This window comes from Streptomyces sp. NPDC023481, assembly GCF_055560195.1.
The window spans coordinates 470,544-490,725 of the sequence record NZ_JBVHJE010000004.1 but is presented as its reverse complement, the minus strand read 5'-3'; the positions used below and the strand labels follow the sequence as shown (position 1 = coordinate 490,725).

Annotated in this window: 16 protein-coding genes and 1 pseudogene; 7 read left to right on the top strand and 10 right to left on the bottom strand. The window is 74.9% G+C overall.

Annotated features, from left to right (window positions below; genetic code table 11):
* Positions 1-117: 117 nt before the first annotated feature.
* From ACZ3ZD_RS12330 to ACZ3ZD_RS12305, 6 genes are all read right to left on the bottom strand, one after another.
* Positions 118-2,487 (bottom strand): glycoside hydrolase family 65 protein, encoded by a 2,370-nt coding sequence (locus ACZ3ZD_RS12330; RefSeq protein ID WP_467395774.1) that lies wholly within the window; start codon positions 2,485-2,487, stop codon positions 118-120.
* A gap of 2 nt (positions 2,488-2,489) precedes the next feature.
* Positions 2,490-4,604, bottom strand: a complete 2,115-nt coding sequence (locus ACZ3ZD_RS12325) for a xanthine dehydrogenase family protein molybdopterin-binding subunit (protein ID WP_467395772.1) — start codon at positions 4,602-4,604, stop codon at positions 2,490-2,492.
* Between the two features lie 29 nt (positions 4,605-4,633).
* Positions 4,634-5,629, bottom strand: a complete 996-nt coding sequence (locus tag ACZ3ZD_RS12320) for an FAD binding domain-containing protein (protein ID WP_467395771.1) — start codon at positions 5,627-5,629, stop codon at positions 4,634-4,636.
* Positions 5,630-6,157 (bottom strand): 2Fe-2S iron-sulfur cluster-binding protein, encoded by a 528-nt coding sequence (locus ACZ3ZD_RS12315; protein WP_467395769.1) that lies wholly within the window; start codon positions 6,155-6,157, stop codon positions 5,630-5,632.
* A 65-nt stretch (positions 6,158-6,222) separates the two neighbouring features.
* Positions 6,223-6,384 (bottom strand): hypothetical protein, encoded by a 162-nt coding sequence (locus tag ACZ3ZD_RS12310; protein ID WP_467395767.1) that lies wholly within the window; start codon positions 6,382-6,384, stop codon positions 6,223-6,225.
* 48 nt (positions 6,385-6,432) lie between these two features.
* Positions 6,433-8,322, bottom strand: coding sequence for an ABC transporter ATP-binding protein (locus ACZ3ZD_RS12305; RefSeq protein WP_467395836.1), 1,890 nt, complete (start codon positions 8,320-8,322; stop codon positions 6,433-6,435).
* 96 nt (positions 8,323-8,418) lie between these two features.
* Between ACZ3ZD_RS12305 and ACZ3ZD_RS12300 the strand changes: the two are divergent.
* Positions 8,419-9,277, top strand: a pseudogene (locus tag ACZ3ZD_RS12300) (lysylphosphatidylglycerol synthase domain-containing protein).
* A gap of 46 nt (positions 9,278-9,323) precedes the next feature.
* Complete coding sequence (locus ACZ3ZD_RS12295) at positions 9,324-10,088, top strand: crotonase/enoyl-CoA hydratase family protein (protein WP_467395765.1); 765 nt, start codon at positions 9,324-9,326, stop codon at positions 10,086-10,088.
* Positions 10,089-10,114: 26 nt separating this feature from the next.
* Here the strand turns inward: ACZ3ZD_RS12295 and ACZ3ZD_RS12290 are convergent, their stop codons facing one another.
* From ACZ3ZD_RS12290 to ACZ3ZD_RS12275, 4 genes are read right to left on the bottom strand one after another with little or no spacing between them, the layout of a single operon-like run.
* Entirely contained in the window at positions 10,115-11,335 is a 1,221-nt protein-coding gene (locus ACZ3ZD_RS12290) for an FAD-dependent oxidoreductase (protein WP_467395763.1), read from the bottom strand.
* On the bottom strand, positions 11,332-12,732 hold the full coding sequence (locus ACZ3ZD_RS12285; RefSeq protein WP_467395762.1) for an FAD-dependent oxidoreductase: 1,401 nt from the start codon (positions 12,730-12,732) through the stop codon (positions 11,332-11,334). The genes ACZ3ZD_RS12290 and ACZ3ZD_RS12285 overlap by 4 nt, the downstream gene beginning before the upstream one ends.
* Positions 12,729-12,989, bottom strand: coding sequence for a hypothetical protein (locus ACZ3ZD_RS12280; RefSeq protein ID WP_467395760.1), 261 nt, complete (start codon positions 12,987-12,989; stop codon positions 12,729-12,731). The genes ACZ3ZD_RS12285 and ACZ3ZD_RS12280 overlap by 4 nt, the downstream gene beginning before the upstream one ends.
* Positions 12,986-14,416, bottom strand: coding sequence for an FGGY family carbohydrate kinase (locus ACZ3ZD_RS12275; RefSeq protein WP_467395758.1), 1,431 nt, complete (start codon positions 14,414-14,416; stop codon positions 12,986-12,988). The genes ACZ3ZD_RS12280 and ACZ3ZD_RS12275 overlap by 4 nt, the downstream gene beginning before the upstream one ends.
* 248 nt (positions 14,417-14,664) lie before the next feature.
* Between ACZ3ZD_RS12275 and ACZ3ZD_RS12270 the strand changes: the two genes are divergently transcribed.
* The 5 genes from ACZ3ZD_RS12270 to ACZ3ZD_RS12250 all read left to right on the top strand — a co-directional run bounded on the left by ACZ3ZD_RS12270 (position 14,665) and on the right by ACZ3ZD_RS12250 (position 20,149).
* A complete protein-coding gene (locus ACZ3ZD_RS12270; RefSeq protein WP_467395756.1) occupies positions 14,665-15,648 on the top strand; it encodes a hypothetical protein in 984 nt (327 codons plus the stop codon).
* A 147-nt stretch (positions 15,649-15,795) separates the two neighbouring features.
* Positions 15,796-17,340 carry an amino acid permease gene (locus ACZ3ZD_RS12265; RefSeq protein WP_467395754.1) on the top strand — a complete coding sequence of 515 codons (1,545 nt, stop codon included), beginning with the start codon at positions 15,796-15,798 and terminating at the stop codon, positions 17,338-17,340.
* A gap of 186 nt (positions 17,341-17,526) precedes the next feature.
* The gene (locus ACZ3ZD_RS12260; RefSeq protein ID WP_467395753.1) at positions 17,527-18,618 is read left to right on the top strand and encodes a mechanosensitive ion channel family protein; all 1,092 of its coding nucleotides are present in this window, start codon (positions 17,527-17,529) and stop codon (positions 18,616-18,618) included.
* A gap of 104 nt (positions 18,619-18,722) precedes the next feature.
* On the top strand, positions 18,723-19,547 hold the full coding sequence (locus ACZ3ZD_RS12255) for a restriction endonuclease (RefSeq protein ID WP_467395751.1): 825 nt from the start codon (positions 18,723-18,725) through the stop codon (positions 19,545-19,547).
* Positions 19,548-19,720: 173 nt separating this feature from the next.
* Positions 19,721-20,149 (top strand): DUF4186 domain-containing protein, encoded by a 429-nt coding sequence (locus ACZ3ZD_RS12250; protein ID WP_467395749.1) that lies wholly within the window; start codon positions 19,721-19,723, stop codon positions 20,147-20,149.
* Positions 20,150-20,182: the final 33 nt, after the last annotated feature.

The window sequence follows — 20,182 nt, the reverse complement described above, 5'->3', positions numbered from 1 at the left end:
ACGGTGACCCGGGCGCGGGTGAGGCCGTAGCGGTCGGCACCCGGCTCCCCCCGCAGCCCCGACCACCGCCGACCCGAAGGAGCCCACCCCCGGCCACGGCCCCCGAGGGGTGCGGGCTCAGTCGGGGAGGACCAGGCGGGCCGTCTCGCCCGGGCCGACCGGGACCACCCGGTCGTGCAGGCGGATGTCGATGGGCGACTGGTCGGACTCCGGTACGGCGATCTCCAGCAGACCGCTGCGCAGTTTCAGCCGTACGCCCCAGTGGCCGTGGTAGCGGAGGGCGAAGCCGTAGGAGGACAGCTCGGGCAGCGGGACGGGGTCGAGGGACAGGCCGCCGGCGCGGGTCTCCAGGCCGGTCAGGCCGCGTTGCACGAGGTCGAGGGTGCCGGCCATGGCGCCGAGGTGGATACCCTCGCCGGTGGTGCCGCCCTGGAGGTCGGCGATGTCGCCGCGCAGCGCCTCCTGGACGAAGGTCCAGGCATCGGCGCGGCGGGCGCGGGCCAGGATCCAGCCGTGGACCAGGCCGCTCAGGGTCGAGCCGTGGCTGGTGCGGTGCAGGTAGTGGTCGACGGTGGCGAGCCAGCCGCGCTCGTCCAGGTGACAGCCCAACTGCTGGAAGAGGGAGCGGAGTTCGGGCGGTGAGAAGAGGTAGCCGAGCATCAGCACGTCGGCCTGCTTGGACGCCTTGTAGCGGTTGACGGTGTCGCCCTCCGCCTCCAGGATCCGGTCCAGCCGCCGGATGTCGTGGTACCGCCCGCGGTAGCCGTCCCAGTCCAGTTCGGCGAGGTCGCCGTAGCCGTCGAACTGGCTGATCACCCCGTCGTGGAAGGGGATGTGCAGCCCGCGGGAGAGCTCGCTCCAGCGGGCGGGTTCGTCCGCGGCCAGCCCGATGTGCTCGGTGAGTTCCCGTCGGCGCGGCTCGGGCAGACCGTCCAGCAGCTCCAGGGCGCGGGTGAGCACCCAGGCGGCGGTGACGTTGGTGTACGTGTTGTCGTCCAGGCCGGGCCCGTCCGCGCCGGGGTAGGCGTCGTGGTACTCGTCGGGGCCGACCACCCCCCGGATGCGGTACCGGCCGAGGTGGTCGTCCCAGTCGGCCGACCGCGCCCAGAAGCGGGCGATCTGCAGGAGCATCTCGGCGCCCTCGCCGTGCCGGAACTCGCTGTCGCCGGTGGCCTCGCAGTACTGCCAGATGTTGTAGGCCACGGCGGAGCCGACGTGGTGCTGGAGCCGGGAGTGGTCCGGCAGCCAGCGGCCCGAGCGCGGGTTGAGGTGCAGCTGCTGGGTCTCCTCGCGGCCGTCGCTGCCGCTCTGCCACGGGTACAGGGCGCCGCACCGGCCCAGCTCGCGGGCCGCGCGGCAGGCCGCGTCCAGGCGGCGGTGGCGGTAGCGCAGCAGGGCGCGGGAGACCTCGGGCAGGTGGAGGTTGAGGTAGGGCAGGACGAAGAGTTCGTCCCAGAAGACGTGTCCGCGGTAGGCCTCGCCGTGCAGTCCGCGGGCGGGCACGCCGACGTCCAGGTCCGCGGTGTGCGGGGAGAGGGTCTGCAGCACGTGGAACAGGTGCAGGCGCAGGATGCTGCCGGCCTCGCCGGGCACGTCGAGCGCGGTGCGCCGCCACAGCTGCTCCCACGCCTGGCGGTGCGACTCGCGCAGTTCGTCGAAGCCGGGCGCGGCACCGACGCGGTCGACGGCCGCGCGCAGCGGGTCGCTGATCGCCGGGTCGTGGGAGGTGTGCAGGGCGACGGTCTTGTCGACGGTGGCGGTCCGGCCGGGCGGCAGCCGCAACCGCAGCCGCTGTACCGCGCGGTGGGCCTCGTTGGCGTGGGTGACCGGGGCCCGGACGGTCAGCCGGGCGGCCAGTCCGAAGCCGGTGTCGGAGGTGCGGGTACGGCAGCGCAGCCAGACCGTGCCGGGGGCCGCGGTGCCCACGGTGACGTGGCTGAGGTGCCGGCCGTCCAGTTCCCGGTAGCGGGCGACCCCGGAGTTGGTGACGCCGCCGTCCAGCGCGGCCTCGACGTCCAGTTCGACGGTGCGGCCCTCGGCGGTGAACTCGGTGCGCAGCGCGGCGAGATGGGGGTCGGCGAGGTGGACCAGACGTTCCTGGCGGACCACGAGGCTCGCGTCGGCGCCGAGCGGGTAGCGGGTACGGCGTTCCAGCAGGCCGGGGTCGAGGACGAGCATCTGGTGGTGTTCGGCGACGGGGATGGTGTCCGGGGTGAGCCAGTCCCCGCCGGCCGGCCGGAACCGCAGCGGCAGCCAGTTGGGCAGGTTGACCATGTCCTCGTTCTCGACGCGGCGCCCGGCGATCTCGGAGGTGAGCCGGTTGTAGCAGCCGGCCGCGTAGGTGCCGGGGTAGTGGACGTCGTCGGCGGTGCACTCGGGCAGGGCGCCGCGCGTGGCGAAGTAGCCGTTCCCCAGGGTGCACAGCGATTCCCGCAGGCGTTCCTCCGCGGGCCGATAGCCCTCGTACTCCCAGGTGGGGCCGTCCACCGTCACCCCTCGGACAGCAGGCCGGCCAGGATCCGGTCGGGAGTGAGGGGGAGTTCGCGGAAGCGGATGCCGGTGGCGTGGTGGACGGCGTTGCCGATGGCGGCCGCGGTGCCGACGATGCCGATCTCGCCGATGCCCTTGCTGCCCATGGGGTTGAGGTGGGGGTCGTCCTCGTCGATCCAGTGTGCCTCGACGTCGCCGATGTCGGCGTGCACGGGCACGTGGTAGGAGGCGAGGTCGGCCTCGGGGAAGTCGCCGAACACCGGGTCCAGGGTGCTGTGTTCGGTGAGGGCCATGCCGAGGCCCATGATCATGCCGCCGATGAACTGGGAACGCCCGGTGCGGGCGTTGAGGATCCGTCCGGCGGCGAAGACGCCGAGCAGCCGGCGTACCCGCAGCTCGCCGGTGACGGTGTCGACGGCGGCCTCGGCGAAGTGCGCGCCGAACGCGTGCCGCGCCCAGGGGCTGTCGGCATCGGCCTTCCCGGTGGTGTCCGCGCGGGTCTCGATCCCCTCGGCGGGCAGGGGCCCGGGGTGCGCGGCCAGCCGGGCCGCGAGTGCGGTGCAGGCCTCGTGGACGGCCCAGCCCCAGGAGGCGGTGCCCATGGAGCCGCCGGCCAGCGGGGCCGGGGGCAGGTCGCTGTGGCCGACCTCGGTGCGCACCCGGTCCAGGGGCACGCCGAGGGCGTCGGCGGCGACCTGGGCGAGGACGGTACGGGCCCCGGTGCCGATGTCGGCGGCGTTGACGCGGACGAGGAAGGTGCCGTCGGGCCGGGCGAGGGCGGCGGCGGTGGACGGGGACGCCTGGGCGGGGTAGGTGGCGGCGGCGACGCCGGTGCCGAGCAGGAAGGGGCCCTCGCGGCGGACGCCGGGGCGCGGGTCGCGGCCGGCCCAGCCGAAGCGTCGGGCGCCCTCGCGCAGGCAGTCCACGAGGTGGCGGCTGCTGAACGGGTCGCCGCTGCCGGGCTCGCGGTCCGGTTCGTTGCGGACGCGCAGCTCCACCGGGTCCAGGCCGAGCACGTCGGCGAGTTCGTCGACGGCGGACTCCAGGGCGTACATGCCGGGTGCCTCGCCGGGTGCGCGCATCCAGGACGGGCTGGGCATGTCGAGCGGGACCACCCGGTGCGCGCTGAGCAGGGCGGGGGTGGCGTACATGACGCGGGAGGGGACGGCGGCGTATTCCACGAACTCCTTCACCCGGGAGGTGGGGCTGGTGGTCTCGTGCAGCAGCGCGGTGAGCCGGCCGTCCCGGCCGGCGCCGAGCCGCAGCCGTTGCACCGTGGGGGCCCGGTGACCGACGACGGTCGGCAGGTGCCGGCGGGGGTAGGCGAGGGTGACGGGCCGGCCGGTGTGCCGGGCGGCCATGGCGGCGAGGACGACGTCCGGGCGCGGGGTGCCCTTGGAGCCGAAGCCGCCGCCGACGTGTTCGGCGACGACGGTGATCCGTTCCTCGGGCAGCCGGAACAGCCCGGCGAGCACGGACCGCGCGGTCGTACCGCCCTGGCTGGAGGTGTACACGGTGAGCCGGTCGCCGTCCCAGTGGGCGGTGGTGGCGTGCGGCTCCATGGGGTGGTTGTGCAGGGGCGGCACCCGGTAGGTGACGTCGACGCGGACCTCGGCCCGGGCGAAGGCGGCCTCGGGGTCGCCGTGCTCGACCCGGCCGGGCTCGCCGCCGGCCTCCTGCGGTGGGTAGCCGTCCCGGTGGGTCTCGGTGAATCCGGCGTCGTGGGACGCGATGTCGTAGGTGACCCGGACGGCCCGGGCGGCGGCGCGGGCGGCCTCGAGGGTCTCGGCGACGGCCAGGGCGACGCACCAGCCGCGGTGCGGCACGTCCGGGCTCTGCAGCACGGCGAGGGTGTGGTCGTCGGGCTCGGCGAGCCGGGGCGCGTTGCCGGGGGTGAGGACGGCGAGGACGCCGGGCAGGGCGAGAGCGGCCGAGGTGTCGACGGCGCGGACCCGGCCGCGGGCCACCACGGCGGGCACGGGCCAGGCGTGGGCGCGGCCGGGCAGAGGGTACTCGGCGGCGTAGCGGGCGGCGCCGGTGACCTTCTGGCGTCCCTCGCGCCGCTCGGCGGGGGCGCCCAGGGCGGTGCCGGTCGTACCGGTCGTGCCGGTCATGGGGGTCCTCCTGCTTCTGCGGGGGCGGCTCAGGCCGGGGCGGGCGCCGGGGCGAGACGGTTCAGGACGTCCATGGCGAGGTTGTGGGCGAGGGGCACCTTGTAGGCGTTGTCGCGCAGCGGCTCGGCGTGGGCGAGTTCGAGGCTCACGGCGCCCTCGAAGGCGGCGGGGGTGGCGGGGGCGCCCAGCAGGGCCAGCTCTGTGTGCCGGGCCCGCCAGGGCCGGTGGGCGAGCCCGCCGAAGGCGATGCCCACCTGGTCGACGACGCCGTCCGTGACCCGCAGCAGGACGGCCACGGAGGCGAGTGCGAAGGCGTACGACGCCCGGTCCCGGGCCTTGCGGTAGGCGGACGGGACGCCGGCGGTGGCGGCCGGGAGGACGATGCCGGTGATCAGTTCGCCGGGACGGATCCAGGTGTCCCGCTCGGGGTGCTCGCCGGGCAGCCGGTGGAAGTCGGCCACGGGCAGGCGCCGGGGGCCGTCGGTGCCGTACAGCTCGATTCCGGCGTCCAGGGCGGCGAGGGCGACGGACATGTCGGAGGGGTTCGTGGCGATGCAGTGCGCGGAGTGGCCGAGGACGGCGTGGTCGCGGTGGACTCCGTCCCGGGCGCCGCAGCCGGTGCCCGGCTCCCGTTTGTTGCAGGGTTTGTCCAGGTCCTGGAAGTAGGGGCAGCGGGTGCGCTGGAGCAGGTTGCCGCCGGTGGTGGCGGCGTTGCGCAGTTGCGCGGAGGCGCCGGCGAGGAGGGCCTGGGACAGGGCGGGCCAGCGTTCGCGGACCCGCGGGTCGGCGGCCAGGTCGCTGTTGCGGACGGTGGCGCCGACCCGGAGGGAGCCGTCGGGCAGCTCCTCGATGCCGCCCAGGGGGAGCCGGCCGACGTCGATGAGGGCGGTGGGCCGTTCCACGCCGAGTTTCATCAGGTCGACCAGGTTGGTGCCGCCGGCGAGGTAGCGGGCGCCGGGGTGGGCGGCGTACGCCTCGACGGCCTCCTGGACGCTGCGGGGCCTGACGTATCCGAGGCCGTCCACTCAGATCACGTCCTCGATGGCCTCGACGATGCGCGGGTAGGCGCCGCAGCGGCACAGGTTGCCGCTCATCCGCTCGCGGATCTCGGTCCGGTCCAGCGGTACGGGCCGGCCGGCGGGGGTGTCGGGGCCGGTGACGTGGGAGGGGTGGCCGGCGGCGGCCTCGGCGAGCATGCCCACGGCGGAGCAGAGCTGGCCGGGGGTGCAGTAGCCGCACTGGAAGGCGTCGCGGTCCAGGAAGGCCTGTTGCAGCGGGTGCGGCTCCTCGCCGTCGCCGCCCAGGCCCTCGACGGTGGTGATCTCGCTGCCGTCGAGGGTCACGGCGAGCAGCAGACAGCTGGTGAGGCGGCGGCCGTCGACCAGCACGGTGCAGGCACCGCACTGGCCGTGGTCGCAGCCCTTCTTGGAGCCGGTGAGGTCGAGGTCCTCGCGCAGCAGGTCGAGCAGGACGCGCCGGTGGTCGACGCGCAGGGTGTGGGGTTTGCCGTTGACCCGGAGTGTGACATCGGAGTGGTGGGATGTGCTGGTCATGGCGGGGAGTGACCTTCCGGACGGTCGGTGCTGCCGTGCAGACCGCGTATCCAGGTCACGCCGGGTCACACGTGCCGGAGGGCATCGCCTGGGGTCCGGTAGCCGAGGAGGCCGGCGCCGTCGGCCGTCGCGTGGGAGGGTCCTCCGGTGCTGTTGACGACGTGGCCGATGGTGCCGGTGCCGACCGGGGAGACGGTGAAGCGCCGGGCGGCGGTGCCGTCGTCCATCGTCCGAGAACGTCGAGCGGCCGGGCGGGAACCCGGACGCACACCCCGTCAGACCACCGGCGCCGTCGCGTCCGTGACGCCACGGCGGCGGGTGGACTGGGCGTGGTGGAGTTCCGCGTAGCGGCCCTTCGCCGCCAAGAGGTCCTCGTGTGTGCCTCGTTCCACGATGTGGCCGGACTCCACGACCAGGATCTGGTCGGCGGTGCGGATCGTGGACAGGCGGTGGGCGATGATCACGGCGGTGCGGCCGGACAGGGCCTCGGTGAGGGCCTCCTGGACGGCCGCCTCGGAGGTGTTGTCCAGGTGGGCGGTGGCCTCGTCCAGGATGACCACGCGCTGGCGGGCGAGCAGCAGCCGGGCGATGGTCATGCGCTGGCGCTCGCCGCCGGAGAGCCGGTAGCCGCGCTCGCCGACGACCGTGTCCAGGCCGTCGGGCAGGGACCGTACGACCTCGGCGAGGCGGGCGCGGCCGAGGGCGTCCCACAGCTCGTCGTCCCCCGCGTCCGGCCGGGCGAGCAGCAGGTTGGCGCGGACGGTGTCGTGGAAGAGGTGGCCGTCCTGGGTGACCATGCCGAGGGTTGCCCGCAGGGACGCGGCGGTCAGGTCCCGTACGTCGACCCCGCCGATGCGCACCGCGCCCGAGTCGACGTCGTACAGGCGCGGCAGCAGCTGGGCGACGGTCGACTTGCCGGCGCCGGAGGAGCCGACCAGCGCGACGGTCTGTCCGGGCTCGGCGCGGAAGGAGATCCCGTGGAGCACCTCCGCGCCGCCGCGGGTGTCGAGCGCGGCGACCTCCTCCAGGGACGCGAGGGAGACCTGGTCGGCGGACGGGTACGAGAAGCGGACGTCCTCGAACTCGACGGCGACCGGTCCCTCGGGGACCTCTCGGGCGTCCGGCTTCTCCGCGATGAGCGGCTTCAGGTCCAGCACCTCGAAGACCCGCTCGAAGCTGACCAGGGCGCTCATCACCTCCACCCGGGCCCCGGCGAGCGCGGTCAGCGGGGCGTACAGCCGGGTCAGCAGCAGGGCTAGGGAGACCACCGCCCCGGGCTCCAGGGTGCCGCGCAGCGCGAACCAGCCGCCGAGGCCGTAGACGAGGGCCAGGGCGAGCGCGGAGACGAGGGTGAGGGAGGTGATGAAGACCGACTGGGCCGTGGCCGTGCGCACCCCGATGTCCCGGACCCGCGCGGCCCGCGCCGCGAACTGCACGGACTCCTCCTCCGGGCGCCCGAACAGCTTGACCAGGGTGGCGCCGGGCGCGGAGAACCGTTCCGTCATCCGGGTGCCCATGGCCGCGTTCAGCGCCGCCGCCTCCCGCTGCATCAGCGCCATCCGGCGGCCCATGCGGCGCGCGGGCAGCACGAACACCGGCAGCAGCACCAGCGCGAGCAGGGTGATCTGCCAGGACAGGGTGAGCATGACCGCCAGCGTGAGCAGCAGGGTGACGAGGTTGCTGACGACGCCGGAGAGGGTGTTGGCGAAGGCCCGCTGGGCGCCGATGACGTCGTTGTTGAGACGGCTGACCAGCGCGCCCGTACGCGTACGTGTGAAGAACGCGACAGGCATGCGCTGCACATGATCGAACACAGCCGTCCGGAGGTCGAGGATGAGTCCCTCCCCGAGCGTCGCCGACAGCCGGCGGCCGAGGATGCCGAGCCCCGCCTCCGCGAGCGCGACGAGCGCGATGAGCAGGGCGAGCCTGACCACCGTGCCGGAGTCGTGCCGCGCCACGATCGCGTCGACGACACGGCCGGCGAGCACGGGCGTCGCCACGGCGAGCAGGGCCGTCACCACTCCGAGCAGGACGAAGCGGACGATGCCGGCACGGTGCGGGCGGGCGAAGGCGGCGATGCGGCGCAGCGTGGCGCGGGCGAAGGGGCGGCGTTCGGACTGCGCGTTCATCACGCTGTGCAGTTGCGTCCAGGCCGTGGTTTCCATGCTCATGGGAGAGAAGGTAGGACCTCAAGCGTCGTTGAGGTCAATGTCCCGGGTTCTTCACCCGCTGTTCGGGCGGCCCGGACACCCTGTGCGGATGTGACCGCCGTTCCGTACTCCCGGGGGCGACTCCCCCGGCGCGTCCCCGTCCGCCAGGCACTGTGCCTGGTGCCGCTCGCGCTCGTCGCCGTGGCCGCCGCCCGGCACCGCTCGGTGCTCGCCGAGGGCTTCGGGCACCTGCGGACCGCCTCCTGGCCGTGGCTGCTCGCGGCGGCCGCGGCCACCTGCCTGTCCTGGGTGGCCGCCGCCCTCACCCGGCAGGCCTGCGCTTCATGACGGTGTGCGGGGTGCCCCTGGCCCGTTCCTCGGCGGCGCTCGCCCTGTACCTGCTGGCCGAGAGCGTGGGCCGGCTCGGTCTGCTGGCCGCACTGCTGCTGGCGTTCCCGGACGCGCTGCGGCCCGGCGCCCTGCTGCCGCACGGCGCGGGGCTCCCGCTGCTGCTGGGCGCCGCGGGCCTGCTGCTGGTCGCGGGGGCCGCCCTGGCGTGCGTACGACCGTTGCGCACGCGTGTGTGCGCGTTCGCGCGGGACGCCCTCGGCGAGGCGCGGTCGGTGCACGCCCGGCCGGTCCGCGCGCTGGCGCTGTGGGACGGCTCGCCGGCCTTCCCCGCGCTCCAGGCGGCCGGGCCGGCCGCGGTCGGGCAGGCGCTGCGGCCGCCGGTGCCGGCGCGCACATGGCGCCGGCCCACCTGGCCGCGACGGTCGCGGTGGCCCCGGTGCCCCCGCCCGGCGGGCTGGGCTCCGTGGAGGCGGCGCTGATCGTGGCGCTGGTCGCGGTGGGCGGTCCGGCGGCGGTGGCCACGGCGGTGGTGCCGGCCTACCGGATCATCACGGTGTGGCTGCCGCTGCTGCCGGGCGCGCTGACGCTGGGGGCACTGGTGCGGCTGAAGGTCATCTGAGGCACAGTGGGGCCTTCGAACCGCCCGCCGAGAAGGAGCACCCATCGTGCCGGTCCGCGTGGAACGCGAGGAGTACGTCACCACGGTCGTCCTGTCCCGGCCGGCGGCCCGCAACGCGGTGGACGGTCCCACGGCCGCGGAACTCGCCGCCGCCTTCCGTGCGTTCGAGGCGGACGACGCGGCCCGGGTGGCGGTGCTGTGGGGTGAGGGCGGCACCTTCTGCGCGGGCGCGGACCTGAAGGCGATCGGCACCGGGCGCGGCAACCGGGTCGCGGAGGACGGCGACGGGCCGATGGGGCCGACCCGGATGCGGCTGTCCAAGCCGGTGATCGCTGCGGTGTCCGGGCACGCGGTCGCGGGCGGCCTCGAACTCGCCCTGTGGTGCGACCTCAGGGTGGCGGAGGAGGACGCGGTGTTCGGGGTGTTCTGCCGGCGCTGGGGCGTACCGCTGATCGACGGCGGCACGGTACGGCTGCCCCGGCTGATCGGCACCGGCCGGGCCCTGGACCTGATCCTGACCGGCCGTCCGGTGCCGGCCCGTGAGGCCTGGGAGATGGGGCTCGTGAACCGCCTGGTCCCGGCCGGACGCGCCCGCGCCGAGGCCGAGGCCCTCGCGGCGGCCATCGCCCGCTTCCCGCAGGCCTGTCTGCGCGCCGACCGCGCCTCGGTCCTGGACCAGGAGGGCCTGGACGAGCGGACGGCGATGCTCGGCGAACTCCGGCACGGCAGGGGCGTGCTGGCCGAGAGCGCGGAGGGAGCCGCCCGGTTCGCCTCGGGTGCCGGCCGGCACGGCGCGTTCGACACGCCCTGAGCCGCCGTCCCCGGCATGGGGAACGCTCAGCCGGCGCTCACCCGTACCGGCCCCCCGTCCGGGTCGACGCGGTCGTGCCAGCGGGCGGTGAGGGTCAGGGTGCGGTCGGGCAGCGCGGTGCCGAGCGTGGGCCGCCCGCGATGGAGGAGGCGGCCGTCCTGGTGGACGGACAGGACCGGCCGGGGCAGCGGGACGCCGGTGCGCAGGATGTGGCGGTCGGGTGCGGTGCCCGGGGTGACGAGGTTCGGCGCGATCCAGCGCAGCGGCGCCTCGACGGTCACCGGGACGCCCGGGTCCGGCCAGGGCGCGCCCGCCAGGAAGTCCAGGACGGCGCCGGCGGCGCGGGCGCCCTCGCGGGCCGCGGTGCCGGCGGGCTCCACGGCGTGCAGCAGGTTGCCGGCGGCGAACACACCGGGGCGGGAGGTGTGCGGGCCGGCGCCGACGGCGGGGCCACGGGTGCCGGGGTCCAGGGTGAGGCCGCCGCGCCGGGCCAGTTCGTGCTCGGGCACGAAGTCGCCGGTGAACACCACGATGTCGCAGGGCAGTACGGCGGTACGGCCGTCGAGGTGGCGGACGCGGACGCCGGACAGCCGTCCCCGGCCGAGGAGTTCGGTGATCGTGGTGCCGGTCGCCAGCGGGATGCCGTGGCCCAGCCGGGCGACCCGGGCGCGGGCCCGGCCGGTCTGGGCGCGCGGGTGCCCGGTGACCAGGGCGACGACCTCGGCGCCCGCCGCGCGGACGGTGGCCGCCGCCGCGTAGGAGACGTCCGTCGCGCCGCAGATGACCGCACGGGTGCCGATGTGCTGCCCGAACAGGTGGACGGCCTGCTGGAGTTCGCCGGTGGTGTAGACACCGGCGGGGCGGGTGCCGGGCACCAGGCGTGCGGCGCGCGGGCGTTCGCGGGCGCCGGTGGCGAGGACGACCGCCCGTGCCTCGATCGTCTCCGGTCCGCCGGGCCCCACGGTGGTGAGGGCGGGGCCCGACGGCGCCCAGTCCAGTGCCGTCACCCCGGTGCGGAGCGTGGCGCCGGCCCGTTCGGCGGCCTCCGTGAGCAGACCGGCGTAGCCCGGGCCGGTGAGCGGGCGGGTCCAGGTGCCGAAGCCGCCGTGCGCGCAGTGCCGGGGCACCCCGCCGGGCCGCGCCTCCCGCTCCAGCACCTCCACGCGTCCGGCGCCGGCGGCGGCCAGCCGTGCGGCGGCGGCGAGCCCGGCGGGGCCGGCGCCGACGACGAGCACGTCGACTGTCATGCCGGGCCCCTCTCGAACAGGTCGCGGACGGCGGCCCCGCAGTAGAACCCCTGGCAGCGGCCGGCCCGGGCGCGGGTGCGGCGGCGCAGGCCCTCCAGGCTGCGGGGCGGGACCGTACTGGCGAGGGCGTCGCGGATCTCCCCGCGGGAGACCCGCTCGCAGTGGCAGACGAGGGTGCCGTACTCGGGGTCGGCGGCGATGAGGTCGGCGCGCTGGTAGGGGCGCGGGAAGGCCTCGCCGAGGTTGGGCATGGCCGGCGGCTCCGGCTCCCGGACCGGTCCGAGGTCGAGGCCCGTCTCGGCCAGCAGGCCGGTGACGTGGGCGGCGATGGCCAGGGACGCGGTCAGGCCGGTGGAGCGGATACCGCCGACGGTGACGTACGCCTGCCCGGGGTGGGCGGTGATCCGGTAGTCCTCGTGGCCGGTGGCCGCGCGCAGCCCGGCGTAGACGGCGGTGACCTCCTCCTGCGGCAGGGCGGGCAGGATGCGCCGGCCCTGTTCCCGTAGCGCGGCCGTCCCGTCGGCGGTGGAGCCGGTGGCCAGTCTGTCGTGCAGGTCCTCCGCGGTGGGGCCGAGCAGGACGTTGCCGTAGACGGTGGGGGCGACCAGGACGCCCTTGCCGAGGGCGGTCGGCACGGGCAGCAGGATGTGCCGGACGAGGGGGCGGGCGAGCTTGTCGTACACCAGGAGCTGGCCGCGGCGCGGGGTGACGGTGAAGTCCGCGTGGCCGAGGGCGCGGTCCAGGGTGTCGGCGTGCAGCCCGGCCGCGTTGACCAGGTGGCGGGCGCGCAGGGTGCCCCGGTCGGTGGTCAGCAGGTGCCCGTCGACCCGGTGCACCGCGCGGACGGGTGTGTTCAGGTGCAGGTCGACTCCGGCGCGCACGGCCTCGGTGGCGTAGGCGAGGGTCGTCGTCCAGGGGCAGATGATGCTCTCGCCGGGGATGTGCAGGGCGCCGAGCGCGCCCGGGCCGAGGTGCGGCTCACGGGCGTACAGCTCCTCGGGGCCCAGCAGGACGGTGTCGGGGTACGCGTTGCGCTCGGCCTTGCCGGCCAGCCGGGGCAGCGCGGCGAGCTGCTCCTCGTCCCAGGCGACCAGCAGCGCGCCGACCCGTTCGACGGGGATGCCGGTCGCGGCCGCGTAGGCGCCGAGCCGCGCGTAGCCCTCGCGGACCAGCCGGGCCTCCAGGGTGCCGGGGGTGGCGTCGAAACCGGTGTGCAGGATCGCGGTGTTGGCTTTGGAGGTGCCCTGGCCGACGTCGTCCTGGGCTTCGAGCAGGGCGACGCGCAGGCAGGGGTGGCGGGCCAGTTCGCGGGCGATGGCGCAGCCCACGACACCGGCGCCGACGACCGCCACGTCGTACGCCGTCGGAGGCAGCGGACCGGCCGCGGTGACCGTCACGAGCCGACGAGGCCCGCGACGGCACCACGGAACCCCGCACGGCGCTCGGCGGCCCGATCCGCGCCGATCCTGGGCCCGTACACCGCGGCCGGCTCCCAGCCGGGCAGGACGTCCTCGACGCCCGACCCGGGGTGCGCGGCGCGCAGGCAGGGGTGGCGGGCCGGTTCGCGGGCGATGGCGCAGCCCACGACACCGGCGCCGACGACCGCCACGTCGTACGCCGTCGGAGGCAGCGGACCGGCCGCGGTGACCGTCACGAGCCGACGAGGCCCGCGACGGCACCACGGAACCCCGCACGGCGCTCGGCGGCCCGATCCGCGCCGATCCGGGGCTCGTACACCGCGGCGGGCTCCCAGCCGGGCAGGACGTCCTCGACGCTCAGCCCGGGGTGTGCGCCGAGCCGGGCGAGGGTGGCGGCGCCGAGCGCGGTGGCGTCGGGCAGCGCGGACACCTCCACGGGGCGTTGCAGCAGGTCGGCCTGGGTCTGCATGAGGAGCGCGGAGCGGGTGAGGCCGCCGTCGACGCGGAGCGTGTCCAGCGGCGCGGCCAGGTCGGCTGCGGCCGCGTCGGCGAGTTCCGCGACCTGGGCGGCGATGCCCTCGCACAGGGCGCGGACCAGGTGCCCCGGGGTGGTGTCGAGCCCGAGGCCGGTGAGCGAGCCGCGTACGTCGCCGCGCCACCAGGGGGCGGCGAGTCCGGCGAGGGCCGGTACGAAGGTGACCCCGCCGCTGTCGGGGACGCTCCCGCCGACCGGATCGAGGTCGGCGGCCGAGGAGATGACACCGAGCCCGGTGAGCCAGCGGACGGCGGAGGCGGCCGTGTACACCTGGCCGTCCAGGCAGTAGCCGGTGTGTCCGTCGAGCCGCCAGGCCACGCAGCTGACCAGGCCCGAGTCGCCGCGCCGGGGCCGGTCGCCGGTGTGCGCGAGCAGGAACGCGCCGGTGCCGTAGGTGCACTTGGCGGCGCCGGGACCGGTGACACGCTGGGCGAGCAGCGCCGCCTGCTGGTCGACGATCAACCCGGTGAGCGGGATCTCGCGGCCGAACGCCCGGGTGGTACCGACCGGTTGGGCGGCGTCGGTCACCTCGGGCAGGCGTTCGCCGGCCAGGCCGTACAGGTCGAGGGCGCGCGGCGACCACTCGGCGCGGTCCAGGTCGAGCAGTTGGGTACGGCCGGCGGTGGCCGCGTCGGTGGCGAAGGCGCCGGTGAGGCGGTGGACCAGCCAGGCGTCGGAGGTGGTGACGACGCCCTCGCGGGTGAGGTGGCGGCGGATCCAGGCCATCTTCGGCGCGGCGAAGTACGGGTCGAGGGGCAGCCCGGTCAGCTCCCGCAACTCGTCGGCATGTTCGGCGAGTTCGGCACACACGCTCTCGGCGCGCCGGTCCTGCCAGACCAGGGCGTCGGTCAGCGGGCGGCCGGTGGCCGGATCCCAGGCGAGGACGGTCTCACCCTGGTTGGCGAGACCGAACGCGACGACGTCCTCACCGGCCTCGGCGAGCGCCCGCCGGCCGGCGTCCACCACCGAGTCGTACAGCCGCTCCGGGTCCACCTCGACCAGGCCGCCGGGCAGATGGCGGGGGCGCACCTCGGCGAAGGCGGCGCCGAGGATCCCGCGTTCGGGGCACACCACGAGCGCCTTGGTGCCGGACGTGCCCTGGTCGACGGCCAGCACCGGCCCGGTCATCGCGCGTCCTCCGCTCCGGCCGTGAAGATCACGCCGCCAGCCTGCCGTCGCCCCGGCCCCGGCGTCAAGGCCTGCCCTCCAGGTCAACTTGGCTTACCGGTTGGTTGACTTGGTAACAATGGTACGGCGGAACCTCCGCCTCTATAGTGACCGCCGACCAGACGAGGCATCTCATCACCGCCCAGGGGAGGGCTGTTGCAACGTCACCCCGCCACCTCGCCCGTGCGCCAGTGGCCGCGGGTCCGCTGATGGCCAGAGACGCAGCCCGCCCCTCCTACGATCCCGCCGGCCCCGACCACGCGCTGCGCGCCGCCCTGCAGGAGATGCGCACCGGCCGCTGGATGGCCATGCGCACCCTGCTCGCGGAGACCACGCAGTGGGGACAGTGGACGCGGCGGACCCAGGTCCTCGCGGCGGCCGCGGCCGGCACCGACGTGGTGCGGGCCTGGCTCGCCGAGGAGCCGGACAGCGCCCACGCGGTGGTGATGCACGCCCGGGTCGGCGTGGAGCGCGCCCTGCGGGCCCGGCGCGAACGGCACCGCCGTACCCACGAGTTGTGGATCGAGGCGTGGGACGCGGCCCAGTCGGCCACCCAGGCCGCCCCGCGGGACCCGGTGCCCTGGGTGTGCCTGCTGGCGCTGGCCCAGCTCGATCCGGAGCAGCGCTGGGAGGAGCACCGGGCCGCCGCGCCGGAGCCGATGCTGCCGCCCGGCCCGTGGGGGCTGCTGGCCGAGGCCGGCGGGCGCGACCCGTTCAACCGCGAGGCCCACCACCGGATGCTGCAGTTCCTGTACGTGCGCGGCGGTTCGGGCCGGCTCGCGGAGGCCGCCGGGTACGCGCAGTGGGCCGCCGGACAGGCCCCGCCGGGTTCCGCGCTGCACCTGCTGCCGCTGTACGTCCGGGTCGAGCGCTACCGCCGGGACAGCGGGCACGACGCGGCGCTGGACCTGCACTGGGTGGTGGAGGAGGCGGCCCGTGAGGCGCGGCACGCCCTGGACGCCTGGTTCGAGCGGACAGCGCCCGCCGAGCGCACGCTGCCGGACCTCAACCACCTGGCCCACGCCCTGTGGGGCTCCCTCCAGTTCCCGGAGGCGGCCCGGGTGTTCGATGCGATCGGCCCGTACTTCACGCCCCCGCCGTGGATGTACCGCACCCCGGACCGGGACCGGGCCGTGGAGATCTTCGTGCAGGCCCGGGACCGCTGCCGGGCCGCGGACGGCCCCCGCCCCTGAACGCACCACCGCGCCACCCCCGACGCACCACCGACCGAAGGCACTCCCGCTCCACCGCTGAACGTCCTCCGCACCACCCCTGAACGTCCTCCGCACCACCCCTGAACGTCCCCGTTCGACACCTGTTCACCTCCGGAGGTCCCCCGCGTGTCCCCCACCCCCGATCCCACGCCCGCCCCCGTGCCCTCGCCGGGTCTGCCGCAGCAGGACGAGGAGCAGCGGCTGCGTGAACTCGGCTACCGGCCCGTGCTGGCCCGCCGCATGGGCGGCTTCGGCAACTTCGCGATCAGCTTCTCGGTGATCTCGATCCTGTCCGGCTGCATGACCCTGTACGGCTTCGGCATGAACACCGGCGGCCCCGCCGTGATGCTGTGGGGCTGGGCGGGCGTCGGCCTGTTCGTGCTGTGCGTCGGGCTCGCGCTCGCCGAGGTCACCAGCGCGTACCCGACCTCGGGGGCGCTGTACTACATGGCCGACCGGCTCGGCGGCCGGCGCTGGGGCTGGTACACGGGCTGGCTGAACCTGCTCGGGCTGCTCGGCGCGATCGCCGGCATCGACTACGGCGCCGCCCTGTTCACCGGCGCGTTCGCCAACCTCCAGTGGGGCTTCGAGCCGACGCCCGGCCGGACCATGCTCGTCTTCTGCGCCATTCTGCTGCTGCACGCCGTGCTGAACCTGTTCGGCGTGCGCCTGGTCAGCGTCCTCAACTCGGTCAGCGTGTGGTGGCACCTGGCGGGCGTCGCGCTGATCGTGGGCGCGCTGGCGATCGTCCCCGACCACCACCAGTCGCCGTCGTTCGTGTTCACCAGGTTCGTCAACGAGACCGGCTGGGACAACCCGCTGTACGTGGCCGCGATCGGCCTGCTCCTCGCGCAGTACACCTTCTCCGGCTACGACGCCTCGGCGCACCTGTCCGAGGAGACCTCGCACGCCTCCGTGGCCGCGTCCCGGGGCATCGTCCGCGCCATCTGGGTGTCCTGGCTCGCGGGTTTCGCGCTGCTGGCCGGTCTGACCTTCGCCATCCAGGACTACGACGCCACGCGCACGACCGGCACCGGGGTGCCGCCCGCCCAGATCCTGCTCGACGGCCTCGGCACCGACGGTGCCAGCGCGCTGCTCCTCGTGGTGATCATCGCCCAGCTGTTCTGCGGGAACGCCGAGGTCGCCGCGGCCAGCCGGATGGTGTTCGCGTTCAGCCGGGACGGTGCGCTGCCCGGCTCGCACCTCTGGCGCAAGGTGAGCGGCCGTACCCAGACCCCGGTCGCCGCCGTCTGGCTGTCGGTCGTCGTGGCCGGCTTCCTCGCCCTGCCGTCGCTGTACTCGGCGACGGCGTACAACGCGGTGACCGCCATCAACGTCATCGGGATCACCCCGGCCTACGCGATCCCGGTGTACCTGAGGCTGCGCGCGGGCGACCGGTTCCAGCGGGGGCCGTGGCACCTGGGCCGCTGGAGCAGGCCGGTCGGCTGGATCGCGGTCGGCTGGGTGGCGTGCGTGACCGTCCTGTTCTGTCTGCCGCAGGCGTCGCCGGTCACGGTCGACACGATGAACTACGCCTCCGTCGCCCTCGCCGTGGTCCTGGTCCTCGCCAGCGTCTGGTGGTACGTCGCCCGCAGGTCGTACGGCACGCCCACCACCGCGGCGTACGGCAGCGACCGCGACCAGGCGGAACTCGCGGAGGGCATCGTCTGAGGCTGTCCGAGGACCGCCGGTCCCGGTGCGAACCGGTGTGCCGGATACGGCAGGATGAACGAGCGCGCCGGCCAGCCGAGTTCCACCGGCCGGCGCGGTCGCACATCCCGGACATCGAGCAGGTGACAACGTGACGAGACTTCACAACCGGCCTCCCGCGGCGGCTTCGCGCCCCGGAGGTGACCGGTGAACCGCGCGCTGACCCTGGACGACCTCGTCCTCGCCGGCATCGCCCTGGGGGCGGGCCTGGTACTCGCCTTCGCGTCGCGCACCCTGTTGCGCTGGCTCGCGAAACACGCCAAGCGCACCCGCTGGAGCGGTGACGACGTCATCGTGGACGCGCTGCGCTCGGTCGTGCCCTGGGCTGCGATCGCGGGCGGGGCGGCGGCGGCCACGGCCGTCCTGCCGTGCACCAGGACCGTCCAGCACCACGTGTACCAGGTGCTCCAGGTCTGGGTGATCGTCGTGGTGACGTTCTCCGCGGCCCGGGTGATCGCCGGCCTGGTCCGTACGGTCACCCAGTCCCGCTCGGGGGTCGCGGGCTCGGCGACCATCTTCGTCAACATCACCCGGATCCTGGTCCTCGCCATCGGCTTCCTGGTGGTGCTGCAGACCCTCGGCATCTCCATAGCGCCCCTGCTGACCGCCCTGGGTGTCGGCGGACTGGCGGTCGCCCTGGCCCTCCAGGACACGCTCGCCAACCTCTTCGCGGGCATCCACATCCTCGCCTCCAAGACCGTCCAGCCGGGCGACTACATCCGGCTGAGCAGCGGCGAGGAGGGCTACGTCGTCGACATCAACTGGCGCCAGACGACGGTACGCCAGCTCTCCAACAACCTGGTGGTCATCCCCAACGGCCAGCTCGCCAAGGCCAACATGACCAACTTCACCCGCCCCGAGCAGCAGTTGACCGTGCTGGTGCAGGTGGGGGTGGGCTACGACGCCGACCTGGAGCACGTGGAGCGGGTGACCGCGGAGGTGGTCGCGCAGACCATGGCGGACGTCGCCGGCGCGGTGCCCGACCACGAACCCGCGATCCGCTTCCACACCTTCGGCGACTCCCGGATCGGCTTCACGGTGATCCTCGGCGTGGGCGAGTTCAGCGACCAGTACCGGATCAAGCACGAGTTCATCAAGCGCCTGCACCGCCGCTACCGCGCGGAGGGCATCCGTATCCCGGCGCCCACCCGCACGGTGTCCCTCCAGCCGGGCTCGGCGGTCATCCCGCACCAGCGCACCGGGGAGAACGTCACCGACGGGGCGGCCGTGGCGGACTGAGCCCCGCCGGCCGGGCCATACCGGCCGGGCCGTTCCTGGGAGCGGGCGTGGATCTTGGGCATGCGTAGCCAGAAGATCTTCGTCGCTGTGAGGAGGAAGCCGGCATGACCGTACCCGTGCGCCAGTTCCGAGGGGTGGAGCGCCGTGGGCGCTTCGATCTGCGCAGCACCGCGATGTTCTTCGTGCTGCTGGCGATCATCCTGTGCGTCCTCGCGTTCCTGGCGCGCACGGCGGCGGGCATGCTCGAACGCCGCCCGCTGTGGGCCGCCGTCCTGGTGGTGCTCGCCGTGGCCGCCGCGCTCAGGCTGCGCGACGGGCGGCGCCGGCTGTCCGCCGGCCGGTACGCGCGCCGGGCCGCCCGGGCGCTGGAGGAGGCCGCCGACAGGGCCTCCGGAAGTCTCGCCGCCGCCCCGGTGGCCGAGCCCGCCGCCCCGGTGGCCGAGCCCGCCACCCTGGTGGCCGAGCCCGCCACCCTGGTGGCCGAGCCCGCCATCTCGGTGGCCGAGCCCGCCGCCGCGCCCGTCCCCGTGCCGGACTTCGCCGCGCTCGACCCCGACGGTTTCGAGCAGGCGATAGCCGAACTGTGCGCCCTCGGCGACTGCCGCGAGGTGGAGGTGGTGGGAGGGGCCGGCGACCTCGGCGCGGACGTCGTCGCCCTCACCCCGGACGGGCGCCGTCTGGTCATCCAGTGCAAGCAGTACTGCGACGACAACAAGGTCGGCTCCCAGGACATGCAGCGCTTCGGCGGAACCTGCTTCACCATCCACGAGGCCGACATCGCCGCGGTCGTCACCACGAGCGACTTCACGACACCGGCCCTGGAGTACGCCCACCAGTGCGGCATCACCTGCGTCAACGGCACCGCCCTGCGCTCCTGGCAGGAGGGCACCGGCCCCACCCCCTGGGACCTCCCCGACCTCACAGACTGAGCGCCGCGCCGGCCTCCGGCCCGGGGGGACGCGGAGACCTCCCGCCCGGACCGGCGCGCGGGTCCTCGCGGCCGGGCCGGTGCGGAGGGGCTTCCGGCCGGGCCGGTGCGGGGGCCGTTCAGGCCCACGGCTGTCCGCGGTCGACGTCCGGGGGCGGGATATCCTCGCAGGAGATGGACTCCTCCCCCGCTCCCCGTTCGCTCGACCAGCTGCTGGACGCTCTCGCCCGGCAGCCGTTCCGGGCGAAGTTCCACCTGCGGGGGCGGGACCGGGCGACCGCTCGGTTGAAGGGCCCGGCGACCCTGCGGTGGCACGCGTACGACCTGGTCGCGAAGCGGCTGGCGCCGGCCGAGCCGTACAAGGACGGCAAGCAGACGCCGTACCGCGGGCATCCGGTGTTCGTGGCCCAGCACGCGACCGCGACCTGCTGCCGGAGCTGCCTCCTGCGCTGGCACGGGATCCCGAAGGGCCGGACACTGACCCGGGACGAACACGTGTACGTGGTGAACGTGATCTGCCACTGGATCGCGCGCGAGATGGCGGGCGACGCTTTTTCCGGCCAGGACCCCTGTCGAACCGACCCCGATCACGAGATATCTTGATGTCGAGCAATGTTGCAGACGTGGAGCGGAGCA

Excerpts from the sequence above, each read along its gene's own strand:
- ACZ3ZD_RS12325 (WP_467395772.1), bottom strand. The coding sequence starts at position 4,604 with ATGACCGGCACGACCGGTACGACCGGCACCGCCCTGGGCGCCCCCGCC.
- ACZ3ZD_RS12315 (WP_467395769.1), bottom strand. The coding sequence starts at position 6,157 with ATGACCAGCACATCCCACCACTCCGATGTCACACTCCGGGTCAACGGC.
- ACZ3ZD_RS12310 (WP_467395767.1), bottom strand. The coding sequence starts at position 6,384 with ATGGACGACGGCACCGCCGCCCGGCGCTTCACCGTCTCCCCGGTCGGC.
- ACZ3ZD_RS12305 (WP_467395836.1), bottom strand. The coding sequence starts at position 8,322 with ATGGAAACCACGGCCTGGACGCAACTGCACAGCGTGATGAACGCGCAG.
- ACZ3ZD_RS12290 (WP_467395763.1), bottom strand. The coding sequence starts at position 11,335 with ATGACAGTCGACGTGCTCGTCGTCGGCGCCGGCCCCGCCGGGCTCGCC.
- ACZ3ZD_RS12275 (WP_467395758.1), bottom strand. The coding sequence starts at position 14,416 with ATGACCGGGCCGGTGCTGGCCGTCGACCAGGGCACGTCCGGCACCAAG.
- ACZ3ZD_RS12270 (WP_467395756.1), top strand. The coding sequence starts at position 14,665 with ATGGCCAGAGACGCAGCCCGCCCCTCCTACGATCCCGCCGGCCCCGAC.
- ACZ3ZD_RS12255 (WP_467395751.1), top strand. The coding sequence starts at position 18,723 with ATGACCGTACCCGTGCGCCAGTTCCGAGGGGTGGAGCGCCGTGGGCGC.
- ACZ3ZD_RS12250 (WP_467395749.1), top strand. The coding sequence starts at position 19,721 with ATGGACTCCTCCCCCGCTCCCCGTTCGCTCGACCAGCTGCTGGACGCT.